The organism is Streptomyces sp. NPDC029674, assembly GCF_044903205.1.
GTDB lineage: Bacteria > Actinomycetota > Actinomycetes > Streptomycetales > Streptomycetaceae > Streptomyces.
Genome location: NZ_JBJDPY010000002.1, coordinates 250,204 through 265,330 on the forward strand (window position 1 = coordinate 250,204; position 15,127 = coordinate 265,330).

Below are 15,127 nucleotides of genomic sequence, written 5' to 3' on the forward strand. Positions count from 1 at the left end.
CAGGAGGTTCCCATGCCCGACATCGTCGCCACGATCCACCGTGTCCTCACCGACGACTTCGAGGTCCCCGCCGAGGCCATCCACCCGCAGGCGACCCTGGAGTCGCTCGATCTCGACTCGCTCGCACTGGCGGAGTTCTCCCTCATCCTTCAGGAACGCCTCGGTGTGAAGCCCGCCGTCGGCATCGTCGCCAAGACGACGACCGTCTCCCGACTGGCCGCTTCCCTCGCGGCCGGCCGTGACGCCGGGAGCACGGCATGAGCCGGACCGACATCGCGATCACCGGCATCGGCCTCGTCACCGCGGCGGGCGACGGCACCGACCCCACCTGGCAGGGCGTCCTGTCCGGCGCCTCGACCGCCACGCGCGACCCACGGCTGGCCGGTCTGCCGGTCGACTTCTCCTGCCGCGTGCCCGCCCTCGGGGACCTGCGCCACCGGATGGGCGGCCGCAAGGCCTGGCGCATGGGCCGTTTCGTCAAGCTCGCGGTACTCGCCGCGCGCGAGGCGGTGCGGGACGCCCGCCTCGACCCGCGCACCTGGGACGGCACCCGCGTCGCCGTGGTCATCGGCTGCAGCCTGGGCGGTACGTGGGAATGGGAGGAGCAGCACCAGCGCCTGCTGCACCAGGGCGCCGACAGGGTCTCCCCGCTGGCCACCGTGCACTTCCTGCCGAACATCGCCGCCGGCGAGGTCTCCATCGACCTCGGCGCCCGCGGCCCCGGCCTGTGCATCTCCACGGCCTGCGCCTCCGGTGCCACGGCGCTGGTCACCGCCCGCGACCTGCTGGCCCAGGACGCGTGCGACATCGCGGTCGCGGGCGGCACGGAGGCGTCCACCAGCCCCCTGACGACCACGAGTTTCCACCGCACCGGAGCCCTGTCCTCCCGCCGCGAGGACGTGGGCGCCGCCTCACGCCCCTTCGCCGCCGACCGCGACGGCTTCGTCATGGCCGAGGGAGCGGGTGTCCTGGTGCTGGAGCGGGCCCCGGACGCGCACGCCCGCGGCCACCGGCCCAGGGCGCTGCTTGCCGGCTGCGCCACCACTTCCGACGCGCACCACCCGACCGCCCAGCCCGAGGGCGCGCCGGGAGCCGAACGCGCCCTGCGGGCGGCGCTGGCCGACGCGTGCCTCACCCCGCGCGACGTCGATCATGTCAACGCGCACGGAACGTCCACCCTGGCCAACGACATGACCGAGGCCGCCCTCATCACCCGAGTGCTGCCGCACCACCCCACCGTCACGGCCGCGAAAGGGGTCCTGGGCCACAGCCTCGGTGCCGCGGGGGCCATCGAAGCCGCGCTGACCGCACTGACCATCCAGCACGGACAAGTGCCACCGATCGCCAATCTCCGGACCGTCGCCCCCGGCCTCGGCATCGACTGCGTCACCGCCCGGGCCCGCCCGCAACGGATACGCGCGGCCGTCAGCCACTCCTTCGGTTTCGGCGGGCACAACGCCGTGCTGGTCCTCGCCCCGGCGTGAGGAGACGTCGTGTGCGGCATCAGCGGATGGATCCGTTTCGACCGTGATCCCGACGGCGCCGTCGCACGCGTCCGCATCGAGGTCGTCCTGCACGAGTGCCGCGCAGGGCGGACCGGCGCCACCCCTCACACCGACACCGACAACCTCGACGTCACCGTCTCCGCCGTCCGCGACATGCTGGGAAACATCCTCATCCAGCAGGGCCGTGCCGGGTGCGCCCAGGAGTGAGGCGGGGTGGACCCCACAGATCGGTGGGGACGGGCGGCACCGTACCTTGGGGGTGTGTACCGGTTTCTGCTGACGCCCCGCTGGTGGGGGATCAACATCTTCGTCGTGCTGGCCATCCCCTTCTGCATCTTCATGGGGTCCTGGCAGCTCGGCCGCTTCGAGGACCGCGTACAGGATCACGAGTCCGCCAAGGAGCAGGTCGCTGAGCAGGCCGCGGACGCCCGCGGCGGCGCCGACGGCCGCCCCCTCGCCTCCCTGCTGCCCGTCGACAAGGAAACCTCCGGCGAGCAGGCCACGGCCACCGGCCGCTACGGGACGCAGCTCCTTGTGCCGGACCGGAAACTGGACGACAAGCAGGGCTTCTACGTCCTGACGCTGCTCCGCACGGACGACGGCAAGTCGCTGCCCGTGGTCCGCGGCTGGCTCCCCGGCGACGCGAGCGCCGCCAAGGCCCCCGCTGCCCCCAAGGGCAAGGTCACGGTGACGGGCGCCCTGCAGGCCTCGGAGAGCCCCGGGTCGAACGGCGTCAGCGCCGCGGGCGGCCTGCCGCAGGGCCAGCTCGGCGCGATCAGCTCCGCGTCACTGGTCAACCTCGTACGCGACGACGTGTACGACGCGTGGATCACCCTCGACAAGGCCGACTCCGGGATGAAGGCGGTCCCGGCGACCGCGCCCAACAACACGGGCCTGGACCTGAAGGCCTTCCAGAACCTCGGCTACACCGGCGAGTGGTTCGTCTTCGCGGGCTTCGTCCTCTTCATGTGGTTCCGGCTGTTCCGCCGCGAGGCGGAGGTAGCCCGCGACGCCCGCCTCGGCCTGCTCACCGAGTCCCAGGCCTGAGAGCCTGCCCCGAGCGGCCTGTGCCACCCGCCTAGGAAGCGGGCAGCACCCCGGTCCGGTACACCGTCCCCGCGCACGCGTTCGTGATCGTCGCGCCCGCCGACGGTGACCCCGCCTCGGCCGTCAGGGAGACCAGGACGCTGCCGTCGGCCACGCCGCCGTCCGCCCGGCCCAGTTGCGGCTCCACGCCGCCCTCCGGCGTTCCGCCGCTCGGAGTCCCGCTGCCGCCCTCGGAGGGCGACGGGTCGGGCGTGGGCTCTCCGCCGTCCGATGGGCACTTCTCCGACGGCAGCCAGGCGAACCGCACCTCGTACGCCGCGCCGGGCTGCAGCACCAGCGGGCTGGCCTCCTGGGACGGGTCGGGCAGGCCGAGCGCCGCGTCCCCCGCCGTGTGGTCGACGACGACGATCTTCGTGGGGTCGGCCGCGCCCTGCGCCACGGCGCTGACGGCGCCCGCGGCCTCGACCGTGCAGCTGCTGTCGGAGACGTTCGAGACGCGGAAGGAGCCGTACACCGAGCCGCTGGCGTCCGCGGGGTTCGCGCTGCCGGTGGCGCCGAGCTGGGCCGCGTCACAGACCGGCGAGCTGGCGGCCTCGGAGGTGGGGGGGTCGGGCGATCCCGTACCGCCGCCGCCCGTGCCGCCCTTCTCCTTGCCGTCCTTCTTGTCCTTCTTGCCCTTCTTGTCCTTGCTCTTGGACTTGTCGGGCTTCTTGTCGGTCTCCTTCGAGCCGCCGCCGGGACCCTTGCCCTGGCTCGAACCGCCCTGCGCGTCCTGGCTGTTGCCGGCGATCGAGGGGCGGTCGTCCGAGTCGCCCTTGGAGTTGGTGACGTGCACGAGGGCGGGGACCGCGGTGCCGATGAAGAGCGCGGCGGCCGCGATGCCGACGACGGCCTGGCGCTTGCGGGCCCGGCGGGCCGGGACCGCCTTCCGCAGGTGGTCGAGGGCGCGCTCGCCCGGCTCGATCTCCTGGACGGCCTGCCGCATCAGGCGCCGCAGCGCGAGCTCGTCGGCGCCGAGGTCGCTCTCGGACCCGGGGCCGTCTTCGGAGCCGAGCCCGCCGACCGCCCGAAGGCCGCCCGCAGGCTTCGCCCCACCGTCAGGCTTCAGCCCGTCCTCCGGGTCGCGCTCCTCACCCGCCGAACCGGGTACGTCGTCCGCACCGGACCCCTCGGGACCGTGGTTCACGTTTCCGTTCCTGCCATGGTGCTCGTTCCTGCCATGGTGCTCAAATCCGCCCTGCTCATCACGCTTGCGCTCACTCATGCCGGCGCCTCCATGGCGACCCGTAGGGCCGCGATGCCGCGCGAGCCGTACGCCTTCACCGAGCCAAGGGATATGCCCAGGGTCTCGGCGACCTGCGCCTCGGTCATGTCGGCGAAGTAGCGCAGCACGAGGACCTCGCGCTGGCGCCGCTGGAGGCCGCGCATCGCCTTGATCAGTTCGTCGCGCTCCAGCTGGTCGTACGCCCCCTCCTCCGCGCTCGCCATGTCGGGCATCGGCTTCGAGAGCAGCTTGAGGCCGAGGATGCGCCGGCGCAGCGCGGACCGCGAGAGGTTGACCACGGTCTGACGCAGATAGGCCAGCGTCTTCTCCGGGTCACGCACCCGCTTGCGGGCCGAGTGGACCCGGATGAACGCCTCCTGCACCACGTCCTCGCAGGACGCCGTGTCGTCCAGAAGCAGCGCGGCGAGGCCGAGCAGCGACCGGTAGTGGGCGCGGTAGGTCTCGGTGAGATGGTCGACTGTGGTGCCCGCGGTCATCGTGTCGTCAGCGCCCTCGCGCTGCGCCGGGATACGGCCGGGCCGCGTCGCGGGCATGGGTGCGATCACCGGCATGCCGCCGGTCGCGCGGGGACGCCGAGTAGGACGCAGCGCTGCCGCGCCTCTCGCCTGTACCGCTGTGAAGTCGAGTACCTCTGCCACGCTTGTTGGACACGCTTCCCCCCATCAGGGTTGTACGCATCCGGCATCGCGTTTGCGGCATGTCGCGCGGGCACCGCTCGTGACGATGCATCAAATGCCCCCATGCGTACCAGCTCTTCCCCTATGCCCCATTTAATTCCGGCGCTTGGGCCGCCCCTGAGGGCGACCGCTAAAGACGCCCCCCGTCCCGCCGCCGGTTGCAGTGATCAGACGCGAATCTTCGAACGCGGAGATGATCCAGTTCAAGCGTTCATGGTCACCGAGTTGGACACAGAACTTACACAGATCCCACAAAGGGCTCGCCCGTGGGGTGGTATGTACCAATCCGCGTAATCCGCGCGTTCCCTATGGCCGTTCGGCTCAGCCGGCCGTGAACTCCCCGGCCACCAGCTCGGCGATCTGCGCGGTGTTCAGCGCGGCGCCCTTGCGCAGGTTGTCCCCGCACACGAAGAGCTCCAGCGCGGTCGGGTCGTCCAGCGCGCGCCGCACGCGCCCCACCCAGGTCGGATCGGTCCCGACCACGTCGGCCGGGGTGGGGAACTCCCCCGCGGCCGGATTGTCGAACAGCACGACACCAGGCGCGGTGGCGAGGATCTCGCGCGCCTTGTCGACGGTGACCTCGTCCTCGAAGCGCGCGTGGACGGTCAGGGAATGGGTGGTGACGACGGGCACGCGCACGCAGGTGGCGGCGACGCGGAGCCCCGGCAGGCCGAGGATCTTCCGCGACTCGTCCCGCACCTTCATCTCCTCGGACGACCAGCCGTCGTCCTTCAGGGACCCGGCCCACGGCACGACGTTCAGCGCCACGGGCTCCGGGAAGGGACCGGTGTCGTCGCCCACGGCACGGCGTACGTCACCGGGGCTGGTGCCCAGCTCGCTGCCGGCGACGAGGTTCAGCTGCCGACGCAACGTATCGATGCCGTCGCGGCCCGCCCCGCTCACGGCCTGGTACGAGGAGACGATCAGCTCGCGCAGCCCGAACTCGGCGTGCAGCGCGCCGACGGCCACGATCATCGAGAGCGTCGTGCAGTTCGGGTTGGCGACGATGCCGCGCGGCCGCACGCGCGCGGCGTGCGGGTTGACCTCCGGGACGACCAGCGGAACGTCCGGGTCCATCCGGAAGGCGGCGGAGTTGTCGACCACGACGACGCCCTTGGCGGCGGCGACGGGCGCCCACTGCTCGGACACTTCGTCGGGTACGTCGAACATGGCGACGTCGACCCCGTCGAAGACGTCCTCGGACAGGGCATGCACCTCGACCTCCTCCCCGCGCACGGCCAGCTTGCGGCCGGCCGAGCGCGGGGAGGCGACGAGTCTGATCTCGCCCCAGATGTCGGCGTGCTGCGACAGGATCTGGAGCATGACGGTGCCGACGGCCCCGGTCGCTCCGACGACCGCGAGCGTCGGCTTACGGCTCATCGCCCGGTGCCTCCATAGACGACGGCCTCGTCCGTGTCGGAGTCGAGCCCGAAGGCGGTGTGCACGGCGCGCACGGCTTCGTTCACGTCGTCGGCGCGGGTGACGACCGAGATGCGGATCTCGGAGGTCGAGATGAGCTCGATGTTCACGCCGGCGTCGCTGAGCGCCTCGAAGAAGGTCGCGGTGACGCCCGGGTTGGTCTTCATCCCTGCCCCGACGAGCGAGATCTTCGCGATCTGATCGTCGTACCGAAGAGAGTCGAAGCCGATGGCCGACCGGGTCTTCTCCAGGGCGTCGATGGCCTTGCGGCCCTCGGCCTTGGGAAGGGTGAAGGAGATGTCGGTCAGACCCGTCGATGCGGCCGACACGTTCTGCACGACCATGTCGATGTTGACCTCGGCGTCCGCGATCGCGCGGAAGATCGAGGCGGCCTCGCCCGGCTTGTCGGGCACGCCGACGACCGTGATCTTGGCCTCGGAGGTGTCGTGCGCGACACCGGAGATGATGGCCTGCTCCACCGTGCGTTCCCCTTGCTGAGTCGACTCATTGCTGACCCACGTGCCCTGAAGCCCGGAGAACGAGCTCCGCACGTGAATCGGGATGTTGTATCGGCGTGCGTACTCCACACACCGGTGGAGGAGCACCTTGGACCCGGAGCTCGCGAGTTCCAGCATGTCCTCGAACGAGATCCAGTCGATCTTCCGCGCCTTCTTGACCACACGCGGGTCGGCGGTGAAGACACCGTCCACGTCCGTGTAGATCTCGCACACCTCGGCGTCGAGGGCGGCGGCGAGGGCGACGGCGGTCGTGTCCGACCCACCACGCCCCAGCGTGGTGATGTTCTTGCCCTCCTGGCTGACACCCTGGAACCCGGCGACGATGGCGATGTTGCCCTCGTCGATCGAGGTCCGGATGCGGCCCGGGGTCACGTCGATGATCCGCGCTTTGTTGTGGACGGAGTCGGTGATGACGCCGGCCTGGCTGCCCGTGAACGACTGGGCCTCGTGGCCCAGGTTTTTGATCGCCATGGCCAGCAGGGCCATCGAGATCCGCTCACCAGCGGTCAGCAGCATGTCGAATTCGCGTCCGGCAGGGATCGGGGATACCTGTCCGGCGAGATCGATCAACTCATCCGTCGTGTCACCCATCGCCGACACCACGACAACGACCTGGTGGCCGTTCTTCTTGGCGTCGACAATCCTCTTGGCGACCCGCTTGATGCCCTCGGCATCGGCTACGGAGGAGCCTCCGTACTTCTGCACGACAAGGCCCACGTGCGCTCCTCGCTCAGTCCGTCTGTTCCGCACTACTGCGGTCGGCTCAGTCTAACGAGCGGCCGAAATTCGCCTCGCAGATATCACATCGTGAGATGTCCCGCTCACAAGTTGATCACCACTGGCATACGTTCCCGCTCTTCGGGGCGTACGTTCCGGCCGCTCGGCTTGGCACATGCCCGGTTGGGAGCGGGGCACTCCGGAAAGTGTCCCGGGTCACAGGGTCTGGCGGCTTCTGGCCGGGGGCCTCAGGCGGCGTACTCCTTGAGCTTGGCCGTGTCCAGGGTGATACCGACGGGCTCGGGGAGCTCGACGGCATCGCCGAACGCCCGCCGGACGAGGCTGCGGTACCTCCCGTCCTCCGGATCCGCGTACACCCGCACCTCGCCCGCGTCCCGGTCGACGAGGAGATACACCGGAATGCCGGAGGCGGCATACCCGTCGGGCTTCTCGACGCGGTCGCGCCGGTCGGCATCCTGGTCGTAGGAGGTGACCTCAACGGTCATCAGCACGCCGGCCGGATCGGCCCACTGCCCCTGGCCCACGAAGTTCTCGTCCGGCGCGAGCACGCCGTCCGGGCGGGCCCGGCCCTTCCGGTAGCCCGCGACCTTGAGGCCCTGTTCGGGAAAGAGGGACAGCTCGGGGCGCTGCTGCATGCAGCACTTGATCAACCACATGACGATCTGGCCGTGGGAACCATCCGGCGCCGGCTTGACCTGGACCTTTCCATTGATGAACTCCAACCGCACCGTCTCGGGCGCACGGCTGGCCAGCTCCTCGAAGTCCTCGACGGACATCTGCGGCCGGTCGGTGGTCCTGGGGGTCATGGCGTCGCCTCCTTGACTCCATGGTGCCCGGGCCGGCACGTCCTGCACGCTCATACGCCGTCCCGGGGCGTCGGCAGTCCGGCGGCCCGGCGCAGCTCCGCCACCCGCTCGGTCACGTCCACGACGCCGTCGTCCGCCGCCGGGCCGGGGCGGGGGCGCGGCCTCGCGAGGAACGTGTCCGGGACGTACCCCGACCGCTCCTCCGGCGGGCAGCAGTCCAGGCAGATCCCGTCGACCAGCTCGACAGACGTCTCGGGCTCCTCGCAGAACGGGCAGATCATCACGGCTCGCGTGACGCGGGCGCGTGCCTTGGCGGGGGCCTGACGCTTGGGGGGCATCTTGTTCTCCAGTCTGTTGCGGGCGAGACCGCCCGGGTTGGTGACGGTGGGCGGCAGCGCGTCGGTGAGGGCGCGGGTGATGTCCTGCGGGGTGGCCCCGCGGGCGAGCCATTCCGCTGCGCGGGGCGCGAGCTGCTTGCACTCCTGCTCGGAGAGGGCCATGCGGGGGTCGGCGGTGCGGAGTTGGGCGAGCGTGCGGTGCGCGGTGCTCGGCTCGGGCGCCGGGGCTGCCGTCTCCTCCGGCTCCGGCTCGGTCACCCTTGCCAGGCCCGGCTGGTACGCGTCCGTGACGTCCCGCCCGTGCCGCTCCCGCACGAACTCGGCCCACCACTCGCGGGACTTCGGCTCCCTCGACCAGTACGTCCTGGTCACCCACCGCATCGAGTTGTCCTCGACGGTGATGTGTTCCTTGACCCAGCGCAGGTGACCGGCCTCGGTGAGGCGCCTGAGGGAGGTACGGGTGGCCTGCTGGCCGTAGCGGGGGTGTTCGGCGGCGATGACCTTGTGGCCCATCGCCGCCCCGTCGGGGAGGTGATCGACGAACGTCGCGAATTCCGCGTCGCGGGAGCCCAAGTGTGCGAAGTCGGGCTCGGTGTCCGGTTCCGCGTCACCCGCGAGGCGTTTGCCGTACCCCGATTTGGCCATGGGGTGGGACGGGGAGGGGAGGGCAGCATTAAGATTGGCGTAAGCCACGGTCGACCTCTGATCGATCGTAGGACTAGGCCTCGGGACCGGTGTTGGTAGCACCGACCGGGGCCGTTCTATTGCCGCGAACCTAGGGCGCCTTTACGTTCCGGCGCAAGCCGACTACGGAACGTCACTCTTGAGGGTGACGGAACGCGCAACTCCCGTTTTGGGTGGGTTGGTTGGGTCATTTTCTCCGGTGAACCAGACCCAGGAAGAAGCTCGGGTCCCGGGACTCAAGCTCCGGGCTGAACTGCGGCGATGAAGGTGGCCCAGGCGGGGGCGGAGACGGTGACCTCGGGGCTCGCGGGGAGTTTCGAGTCTCGGATATGGACATCCGGGCACGTGGACTCGCGCCCTTCCAGGGCGACTTCGAGGCAGGCATCCCCTTCAGGGCCGCTATAGCTCGACTTGAACCACCGGAGGGCCACTTCGAGGCAAGCGCCCCCCTCGTCGTCGCTGTAGCTCGACTTGAACCACTCCAGCTCGTCGTTCACAGCTCGTCCACCATCTGCTCGATGAAGCGCACCGACCCCTCACTACCGAGGGCCTCCGCGCGGATCACGCTAAGCCGCTCTGTGTACGAACTCACCACCTCGACATCCGAAGTGAGCTGACTCACGGATGAGCCGTCCGCGTAGGCGAAGCGCTCGCGGTCCTGAGTTTCGAGCAGAACCATCTGCCCCATGAGCGCGGAGGACATGGCCCGCCCGTAGGGCAGGACCTGGATGGAGACATTGTTGCGGCGCCCCATCTCCAGCATGTGCAGCAGCTGGCCCTTGTCCACGTGTGGACCACGCAGCACCGGCTCGTACAGAACGAAGCTGAACGCCGTCATCGGCTTCCGCTTCAGGAGTTCCGTGCGCTCCAACCGGCCCGCGACCCGTTCCTCGATGGTCTCGTCGTCCAACGGTGGCACGAAGGAGCTGATCAGCCTCCGGGCGTACGCCTCCGTCTGCAAGAGCCCGGGGATCAGCACAACCTCGTACCACCACAAGCTCACTGCCTGCTGCTCGTAATCCATGAAGTCCTGAGCCCGCGCCGGAAACTTCTCCGCCTTCACGTAGTCCTTCGCCGCGCTCAGCAACCCGTCCGCCCGGCACAAGTCATCCGCCGCGTCCAGAACGCGCGCCGTCGGCATCCGGACACCCTGCTCCATGGCCTTGATCGTGTCCGGCGCGTAATTGGCGGCGGCGCCCAGCTCCTCCCGCGTGACGTTCGCCTTCATACGCCACCGCTTCAACTGGTTCCCGCTGTAACGCCACGTCGGGTTGTACTGAACGGACACAGTGACCACCTCCGACGGATACAGCCGGGCGTGTATCCCCTCAGTCACTACCGAGCGTAACCCCACGCTCCCCACAGTGTGACCATGACGAACGCAATTCACTGGCCCGAGTGGGTCCCGCTGGCCGGGCACCAACTCCGGGTATCGGGCGTCCACTTCGACACCCTGCGCATTCAGGGCGTACGAGGGGAACAGGTCGCCGCCCGACTGCTCGCCGAGGCGGACGGGGACGCCGGCCCCGTCATCTGCGATGCGACGGGATTCCGCTGGATGTACTTCCTGGTGGCCCCGGGCACGGCCAAGGACCACACGTGGCCGCTGGGCGTACAGCGCTTCGGTACCCCGCGCACGGTGACGTACATCGGCATCCCGGCACTGGCGGGCAACACGTGGCCGCTGCTCTGGTACTCAGAGCCGACACCGACGGCTCCGTACGTGGGACCCGGGCGGCTGCTGTCCGCGTTGAGGCTGCACACGGAATGATCAGTCCGTGGCCTTCCTCGGCTGCAAGTCCCTCAGCCGGACTGCTGGCTCGGCGACTTCCGGTGCGGGTGCGCCAGTACGTACGCCTCGGTCGCCTTGCGCGCCGCCTCCTCGCGGGCCGCCCATTCGGCGTCGGACACCTCGGGGCGTCGGGCGCCCCCGTCTTCGTTTGCGTGCTCGGCTCGACGAGTGAAACGGTGAATGCCGCTTTTGGGGCACGGCTGCGGGCCGCGACGGCCGCACAGAAGTCAGGGCCGAAGGGCGGGAGCTACTTCACCGTCCGGAGGCCGAGCGGCCCCGCAATCTCCTCCGCCATCACCTTCCCCGCCTCCTCCTCCAGGCCCTCCGCCGCCAGGTCCTCGTCCGTGTCCAGGCCGTCGAGGTCTTCGAGGGGCTGGTTCAGGCGGACGTGGGCGACCAGGGACTGGAGGGCTCGGAGGGCGCCGGAGGCGGTGGAGCCCCAGTTGGAGAAGTAGGAGAACTGCCACCACCAGAGCGCTTCTGTGGTGCGGCCCGCCTTGTAGTGGGCCAGGCCGTGGCAGAGGTCCGCCACCACGTCCGCCAGATCGTCCGAGATGCGGCAGGGCACGGGGGCCTTGCGGGGCTCGTACGGGTCGAAGACCTCGGAGTAGACGTCGATCGGGTCCAGGAGGAGGGCCAGGCGTTCGCGGAGGTCGTCCACGTCCTGTTCCGGGCCGAGGTCCGGCTCGTACCGCTCCTCGGGGACGATGTCCTCGTGGGCGCCGAGGCGGCCGCCGGCCAGGAGCAGCTGAGAGACCTCCAGGAGGAGGAAGGGGACGGCCGAGTCCGGCTCGTCGCCCCTCGCGACCTCCCTGACCGAGACGATGAAGCTCTCGACCTGGTCGGAGATCTGAACCGCGAAGTCGTCCGGATTGTCGATCACGGTGTTCAGCGTGGCGTCAGACATCTAGGAGTCGTCTCCCCTCGAAAGCGCGGCCCAGGGTGACCTCGTCCGCGTATTCCAGATCTCCCCCGACAGGGAGTCCGCTGGCCAGGCGGGTGACCTTCAGGCCCATGGGCTTGATCATGCGCGCGAGGTACGTCGCCGTGGCCTCGCCCTCCAGGTTCGGGTCGGTGGCCAGGATGAGTTCCGTGACCGTGCCGTCCGCGAGGCGCGCGAGGAGTTCTCGTATGCGCAGGTCGTCCGGGCCCACGCCCTCGATCGGGCTGATCGCGCCCCCCAGGACGTGGTACTTGCCCCGGAACTCGCGGGTGCGCTCGATCGCCACCACGTCCTTCGGCTCCTCCACCACGCAGATCACCGAAGGGTCGCGGCGCGCGTCGCGGCAGATGTTGCAGAACTCTTCCTGCGCGACGTTCCCACAGGTCGCGCAGAAGCGGACCTTGTCCTTGACCTCGAGGAGGGCGTGGGCGAGGCGGCGCACGTCCGTCGGTTCCGTCTGGAGGATGTGGAAGGCGATCCGCTGCGCGCTCTTGGGACCGACGCCGGGCAGCCTGCCCAACTCGTCGATGAGGTCCTGAACCACGCCTTCGTACACGGAGCGCCTTTCCCGTAGTCATGCTGTGCTGCTGAGAGTGTCCGGCTTCTACGTACCGTAGTTGGCCGGGGGGTTTCTTAGAAGGGAAGGCCCGGGATGCCGCCGCCGCCCAGACCCTGGGCCAGCGGGCCCAGCTTCTGCTGCTGCAGCGCCTGCGCGTTCTCATTGGCCGCCTGGACCGCCGCGACGACCAGGTCCGCCAGCGTCTCCGTGTCCTCGGGGTCGACCGCCTTCGGGTCGATCACCAGGCCGCGCAGCTCGCCGGAGCCGGTCACCGTCGCCTTGACGAGGCCGCCGCCGGCCTGGCCGTCCACCTCCGTGCGCGCCAGTTCCTCCTGCGCCGCCGCGAGGTCCTGCTGCATCTTCTGGGCCTGCTGGAGCAGCTGCTGCATGTTGGGCTGGCCACCACCGGGGATCACGATCAGCTCCGTTTCGTACGGTCCGTCTGTACGGGTCCATCTGGCGGGGTTTCCGCCAAGAACGAGCCTACGTGGTCGGACGGCGGGTCGCCCCAGCACTCTTTCGAGTGAGATCTGCCGTCATCTGCCGTCTTCCTATACCTGATCAAGCGCCTCTTCCGGGCGGAAAAGCCGTGCACCAGGGGTCATGGCCACCCATTGGGCGGTAGGACTTAGTGTCGATACGCGCGATCTCGTAGAGGAGTGCCGGGTGAGCCAGCCGGAGATGCAGCCCGAGGGGATGCCCCCCGAGGGGCCGGATTCGGGGGCGGGGGCTCGGGTCGGGGATCTGACCGGGCGGGCCTTTCCCCTCGGGGACTGGGGCGAGCCGGCCGCGCGTCTCGACGAGCTGTACCGCTGGGTGGAGCGCGGCGCCCTGAACACCGCCGAGTGGTATCTCATCGACCGTGCCCGCAAACGGCGCGCGGCCCGGCTGCTGCGTGGTGGCGCCGCCCTCGGCGCCCTGGGCGCCGGCGTGCTGCCGCTGCTCGATCTGGCCGCGGGCGCGGGGCCCGACGCGTCCTGGGGGTTCGTGTCGCTCCTCGCAGGGGTGGCGTGCGTGGGCTGCGACCGGTTCTTCGGGCTCACGTCCGGGTGGATGCGGGACGTGGCGACCGCGCAGGCCGTGCAGCGGCGGCTCCAGGTGCTGCAGTTCGACTGGGCTTCGGAGAGCGTGCGCGAGGTGCTCGGGCCCGCCGAGGGCACCGCGGGGGAAGCGGCCGAGCGGTGCCTCGGGGTGCTGCGCCGGTTCTCCGACGACGTGACGGAGCTGGTGCGGGCGGAGACCTCCGACTGGATGGTGGAGTTCCGGGCCGGGCCCGTGCCGCTGGCCATGCAGGCGATGAGCCCGGCCGGTGCGCCGCGGGAGGCGCCGGCCTCCCCCGGGCGGTTTCCGCTGCCGCCCGGGGCCCGGCCGAACATGCCCCGTCAGCGGCCCCCCGAGCCCCGCTGACCGGCCACCCCCGTACGGCGGCGGTACGTCACCTGCGCCAGAACAAGTGGTGCGTCACGCCGCTCGGGCTCGGCACGACATCCAGGTGGTAGCGGTCGAGCAGGTCGTCGGGAGACTCCCAGAGCCGGACCCCGGAGCCCAGCTTCACCGGTGAGACCGCCACGTGCAGCGTGTCGACGAGGCCCGCCGCCAGGAACTGCCGGATGGCGGTGGCTCCGCCGCCGAGCCGCACGTCCTTGCCCTGTGCTGCCTCCCTGGCCTGTTCGAGGACTGTGGCCGGGTCGCCGCCGACGAAGTGGAACGTGGTGTCGGAGAGCGTGAACGAAGGGCGCTCGTGGTGGGTCAGCACGAAGACGGGCGTGTGGAACGGGGGCTCGTCGCCCCACCAGCCGCGCCACTCGTGGTCCTGCCAGGGACCGCGCTGCGGCCCGAACTTGTTGCGGCCCATGATCTCCGCGCCGATGTTGCGGTGGAAGTCCCGGACGAAGTAGTCGTCCAGACCCTGGCTCCCGCCCGGCTCGGTGCGGTTCGGCCAGCTCGCCGTCGCACCCGCCCAGGCCATCAGCTCCCGGGGGTCCGCGTGACCGAAGGGCCGCTCCAGGCTCTGGCCCTCACCGGTGCCGAACCCGTCCTGCGACACGACGAAGTTGTGCACCCTCAGCAGTTGGCTCCGCTGACTCATGTGGCTCCCTCTGGTAGTCGCGTACGAGAATCAGACCGGGCGGGGCACGGAAACTCATCGCTGATTACGTGAGTCGCTAGCTGTAGATGATCATCGAGCCCTGGGCCAGGCTCCGGGTCGCCGCCGCGTGCAGGCCCAGCCAGACGTGGCGCTCGCGCGCGAAGGGGCTCTCGTCCGGCGGGGACGGGGCCGCCGGTTCCTCCAGGGAGGTGGGGGCGGCCGGCGGGGCGGGGGGCAGGGGTGGGTTGGCGGGGTCTATGCCGATCGAGGGGGCCACGTACTCCAGCTCGCGCAGGAGCGCCTGCGAGGAGCCGAGCGGGCCGCCGCCCGCGAGGAGCTCGTCGTTGGAGAGCGGGGCCGGGAAGTCCACGGGGACGTACGCGCCCGCGTGGTCGTAGTGCCAGACCAGGTGCGACTGCTGGGCCGTGGCGTCGAACATCTCCAGGAGCTGTTCGTAGTCACCGCCCAGCGCGTCCACCGGCGTGACCTCAAGGCCGCAGATCTGGAGGAGGTAGGCGCGGCGCAGGAAATGCAGCGCGTCGTAGTCGAAGCCCGCGACCGGGGCGACGTCGCCGGACAGTCCCGGCATGTAGGCGAAGACGGGGACGGGCGGCAGGCCGGCCTCGTTCAGTGCCTTGTCGTAGACGGCGAGCTCTTCCGCGAAGGGGTTGTCGGCGCTGTGGCACAGCACGTCGACGAGCGGGACCAGCCACAGGTCGCAGGCCAA

19 protein-coding genes are annotated in these 15,127 nt (G+C 70.2%); 6 read left to right on the forward strand and 13 right to left on the reverse strand.

Translation table 11 applies throughout. The features are described from left to right. The first annotated feature begins 12 nt into the window (after window positions 1-12). From ACI2L3_RS05045 to ACI2L3_RS05060, 4 genes are read left to right on the forward strand one after another with little or no spacing between them, the layout of a single operon-like run. On the forward strand, window positions 13-261 hold the full coding sequence (locus ACI2L3_RS05045; RefSeq protein ID WP_404750912.1) for an acyl carrier protein: 249 nt from the start codon (window positions 13-15) through the stop codon (window positions 259-261). Then, on the forward strand, window positions 258-1,484 hold the full coding sequence (locus ACI2L3_RS05050; protein WP_404750913.1) for a beta-ketoacyl-[acyl-carrier-protein] synthase family protein: 1,227 nt from the start codon (window positions 258-260) through the stop codon (window positions 1,482-1,484). Before ACI2L3_RS05045 ends, ACI2L3_RS05050 begins: the two co-directional genes overlap by 4 nt. A 9-nt stretch (window positions 1,485-1,493) precedes the next feature. Next, the gene (locus tag ACI2L3_RS05055) at window positions 1,494-1,712 is read left to right on the forward strand and encodes a hypothetical protein (protein WP_404750914.1); all 219 of its coding nucleotides are present in this window, start codon (window positions 1,494-1,496) and stop codon (window positions 1,710-1,712) included. Between the two features lie 54 nt (window positions 1,713-1,766). Then, a complete protein-coding gene (locus ACI2L3_RS05060; protein WP_404750915.1) occupies window positions 1,767-2,552 on the forward strand; it encodes an SURF1 family protein in 786 nt (261 codons plus the stop codon). Between the two features lie 31 nt (window positions 2,553-2,583). On the opposite strand, the gene ACI2L3_RS05065 is transcribed toward ACI2L3_RS05060, so the two are convergent. The 8 genes from ACI2L3_RS05065 to ACI2L3_RS05100 form a co-directional block, all read right to left on the reverse strand. Continuing rightward, window positions 2,584-3,738, reverse strand: coding sequence for a hypothetical protein (locus ACI2L3_RS05065; protein WP_404750916.1), 1,155 nt, complete (start codon window positions 3,736-3,738; stop codon window positions 2,584-2,586). A 74-nt stretch (window positions 3,739-3,812) separates the two neighbouring features. After that, window positions 3,813-4,475, reverse strand: a complete 663-nt coding sequence (locus ACI2L3_RS05070) for a SigE family RNA polymerase sigma factor (RefSeq protein WP_404750917.1) — start codon at window positions 4,473-4,475, stop codon at window positions 3,813-3,815. A 360-nt stretch (window positions 4,476-4,835) separates the two neighbouring features. Beyond that, window positions 4,836-5,894 carry an aspartate-semialdehyde dehydrogenase gene (locus tag ACI2L3_RS05075; protein WP_404750918.1) on the reverse strand — a complete coding sequence of 353 codons (1,059 nt, stop codon included), beginning with the start codon at window positions 5,892-5,894 and terminating at the stop codon, window positions 4,836-4,838. After that, window positions 5,891-7,168: an aspartate kinase gene (locus ACI2L3_RS05080; RefSeq protein WP_404750919.1), complete on the reverse strand. Its 1,278-nt coding sequence runs from the start codon at window positions 7,166-7,168 to the stop codon at window positions 5,891-5,893. Before ACI2L3_RS05080 ends, ACI2L3_RS05075 begins: the two co-directional genes overlap by 4 nt. Before the next feature lie 248 nt (window positions 7,169-7,416). Next, on the reverse strand, window positions 7,417-7,995 hold the full coding sequence (locus ACI2L3_RS05085) for a Uma2 family endonuclease (protein WP_404750920.1): 579 nt from the start codon (window positions 7,993-7,995) through the stop codon (window positions 7,417-7,419). Between the two features lie 50 nt (window positions 7,996-8,045). Beyond that, window positions 8,046-8,978 (reverse strand): hypothetical protein, encoded by a 933-nt coding sequence (locus ACI2L3_RS05090; protein ID WP_404750921.1) that lies wholly within the window; start codon window positions 8,976-8,978, stop codon window positions 8,046-8,048. 275 nt (window positions 8,979-9,253) lie between these two features. Continuing rightward, the gene (locus ACI2L3_RS05095) at window positions 9,254-9,514 is read right to left on the reverse strand and encodes a DUF397 domain-containing protein (RefSeq protein ID WP_404750922.1); all 261 of its coding nucleotides are present in this window, start codon (window positions 9,512-9,514) and stop codon (window positions 9,254-9,256) included. Next, complete coding sequence (locus ACI2L3_RS05100) at window positions 9,511-10,353, reverse strand: helix-turn-helix domain-containing protein (protein WP_404751327.1); 843 nt, start codon at window positions 10,351-10,353, stop codon at window positions 9,511-9,513. The genes ACI2L3_RS05095 and ACI2L3_RS05100 overlap by 4 nt, the downstream gene beginning before the upstream one ends. 36 nt (window positions 10,354-10,389) lie before the next feature. Here ACI2L3_RS05100 and ACI2L3_RS05105 point away from each other — a divergent pair, with 36 nt between their 5' ends. Continuing rightward, window positions 10,390-10,788: a hypothetical protein gene (locus ACI2L3_RS05105; RefSeq protein ID WP_404750923.1), complete on the forward strand. Its 399-nt coding sequence runs from the start codon at window positions 10,390-10,392 to the stop codon at window positions 10,786-10,788. A 268-nt stretch (window positions 10,789-11,056) separates the two neighbouring features. Here ACI2L3_RS05105 and ACI2L3_RS05110 read toward each other — a convergent pair whose 3' ends face one another. The 3 genes from ACI2L3_RS05110 to ACI2L3_RS05120 form a co-directional block, all read right to left on the reverse strand. Continuing rightward, a complete protein-coding gene (locus ACI2L3_RS05110; protein WP_404750924.1) occupies window positions 11,057-11,716 on the reverse strand; it encodes a DUF5063 domain-containing protein in 660 nt (219 codons plus the stop codon). Next, a complete protein-coding gene (recR, locus tag ACI2L3_RS05115; protein ID WP_404750925.1) occupies window positions 11,709-12,308 on the reverse strand; it encodes a recombination mediator RecR in 600 nt (199 codons plus the stop codon). Before recR ends, ACI2L3_RS05110 begins: the two co-directional genes overlap by 8 nt. Window positions 12,309-12,385: 77 nt before the next feature. Beyond that, on the reverse strand, window positions 12,386-12,727 hold the full coding sequence (locus tag ACI2L3_RS05120) for a YbaB/EbfC family nucleoid-associated protein (RefSeq protein ID WP_079087076.1): 342 nt from the start codon (window positions 12,725-12,727) through the stop codon (window positions 12,386-12,388). A 250-nt stretch (window positions 12,728-12,977) separates the two neighbouring features. Here ACI2L3_RS05120 and ACI2L3_RS05125 point away from each other — a divergent pair, with 250 nt between their 5' ends. Beyond that, entirely contained in the window at window positions 12,978-13,718 is a 741-nt protein-coding gene (locus tag ACI2L3_RS05125; RefSeq protein WP_404750926.1) for an SLATT domain-containing protein, read from the forward strand. 28 nt (window positions 13,719-13,746) lie between these two features. On the opposite strand, the gene ACI2L3_RS05130 is transcribed toward ACI2L3_RS05125, so the two are convergent. Together ACI2L3_RS05130 and ACI2L3_RS05135 are read right to left on the reverse strand one after the other, a co-directional pair. Then, a complete protein-coding gene (locus ACI2L3_RS05130) occupies window positions 13,747-14,400 on the reverse strand; it encodes a dihydrofolate reductase family protein (protein ID WP_404750927.1) in 654 nt (217 codons plus the stop codon). 76 nt (window positions 14,401-14,476) lie between these two features. Further along, window positions 14,477-15,127 carry a hypothetical protein gene (locus tag ACI2L3_RS05135; protein ID WP_404750928.1) on the reverse strand — a complete coding sequence of 217 codons (651 nt, stop codon included), beginning with the start codon at window positions 15,125-15,127 and terminating at the stop codon, window positions 14,477-14,479.

Excerpts from the sequence above, each read along its gene's own strand:
- ACI2L3_RS05045 (WP_404750912.1), top strand. The coding sequence starts at position 13 with ATGCCCGACATCGTCGCCACGATCCACCGTGTCCTCACCGACGACTTC.
- ACI2L3_RS05050 (WP_404750913.1), top strand. The coding sequence starts at position 258 with ATGAGCCGGACCGACATCGCGATCACCGGCATCGGCCTCGTCACCGCG.
- ACI2L3_RS05075 (WP_404750918.1), bottom strand. The coding sequence starts at position 5,894 with ATGAGCCGTAAGCCGACGCTCGCGGTCGTCGGAGCGACCGGGGCCGTC.
- ACI2L3_RS05085 (WP_404750920.1), bottom strand. The coding sequence starts at position 7,995 with ATGACCCCCAGGACCACCGACCGGCCGCAGATGTCCGTCGAGGACTTC.
- ACI2L3_RS05090 (WP_404750921.1), bottom strand. The coding sequence starts at position 8,978 with ATGGCCAAATCGGGGTACGGCAAACGCCTCGCGGGTGACGCGGAACCG.
- ACI2L3_RS05105 (WP_404750923.1), top strand. The coding sequence starts at position 10,390 with ATGACGAACGCAATTCACTGGCCCGAGTGGGTCCCGCTGGCCGGGCAC.
- ACI2L3_RS05110 (WP_404750924.1), bottom strand. The coding sequence starts at position 11,716 with ATGTCTGACGCCACGCTGAACACCGTGATCGACAATCCGGACGACTTC.
- ACI2L3_RS05130 (WP_404750927.1), bottom strand. The coding sequence starts at position 14,400 with ATGAGTCAGCGGAGCCAACTGCTGAGGGTGCACAACTTCGTCGTGTCG.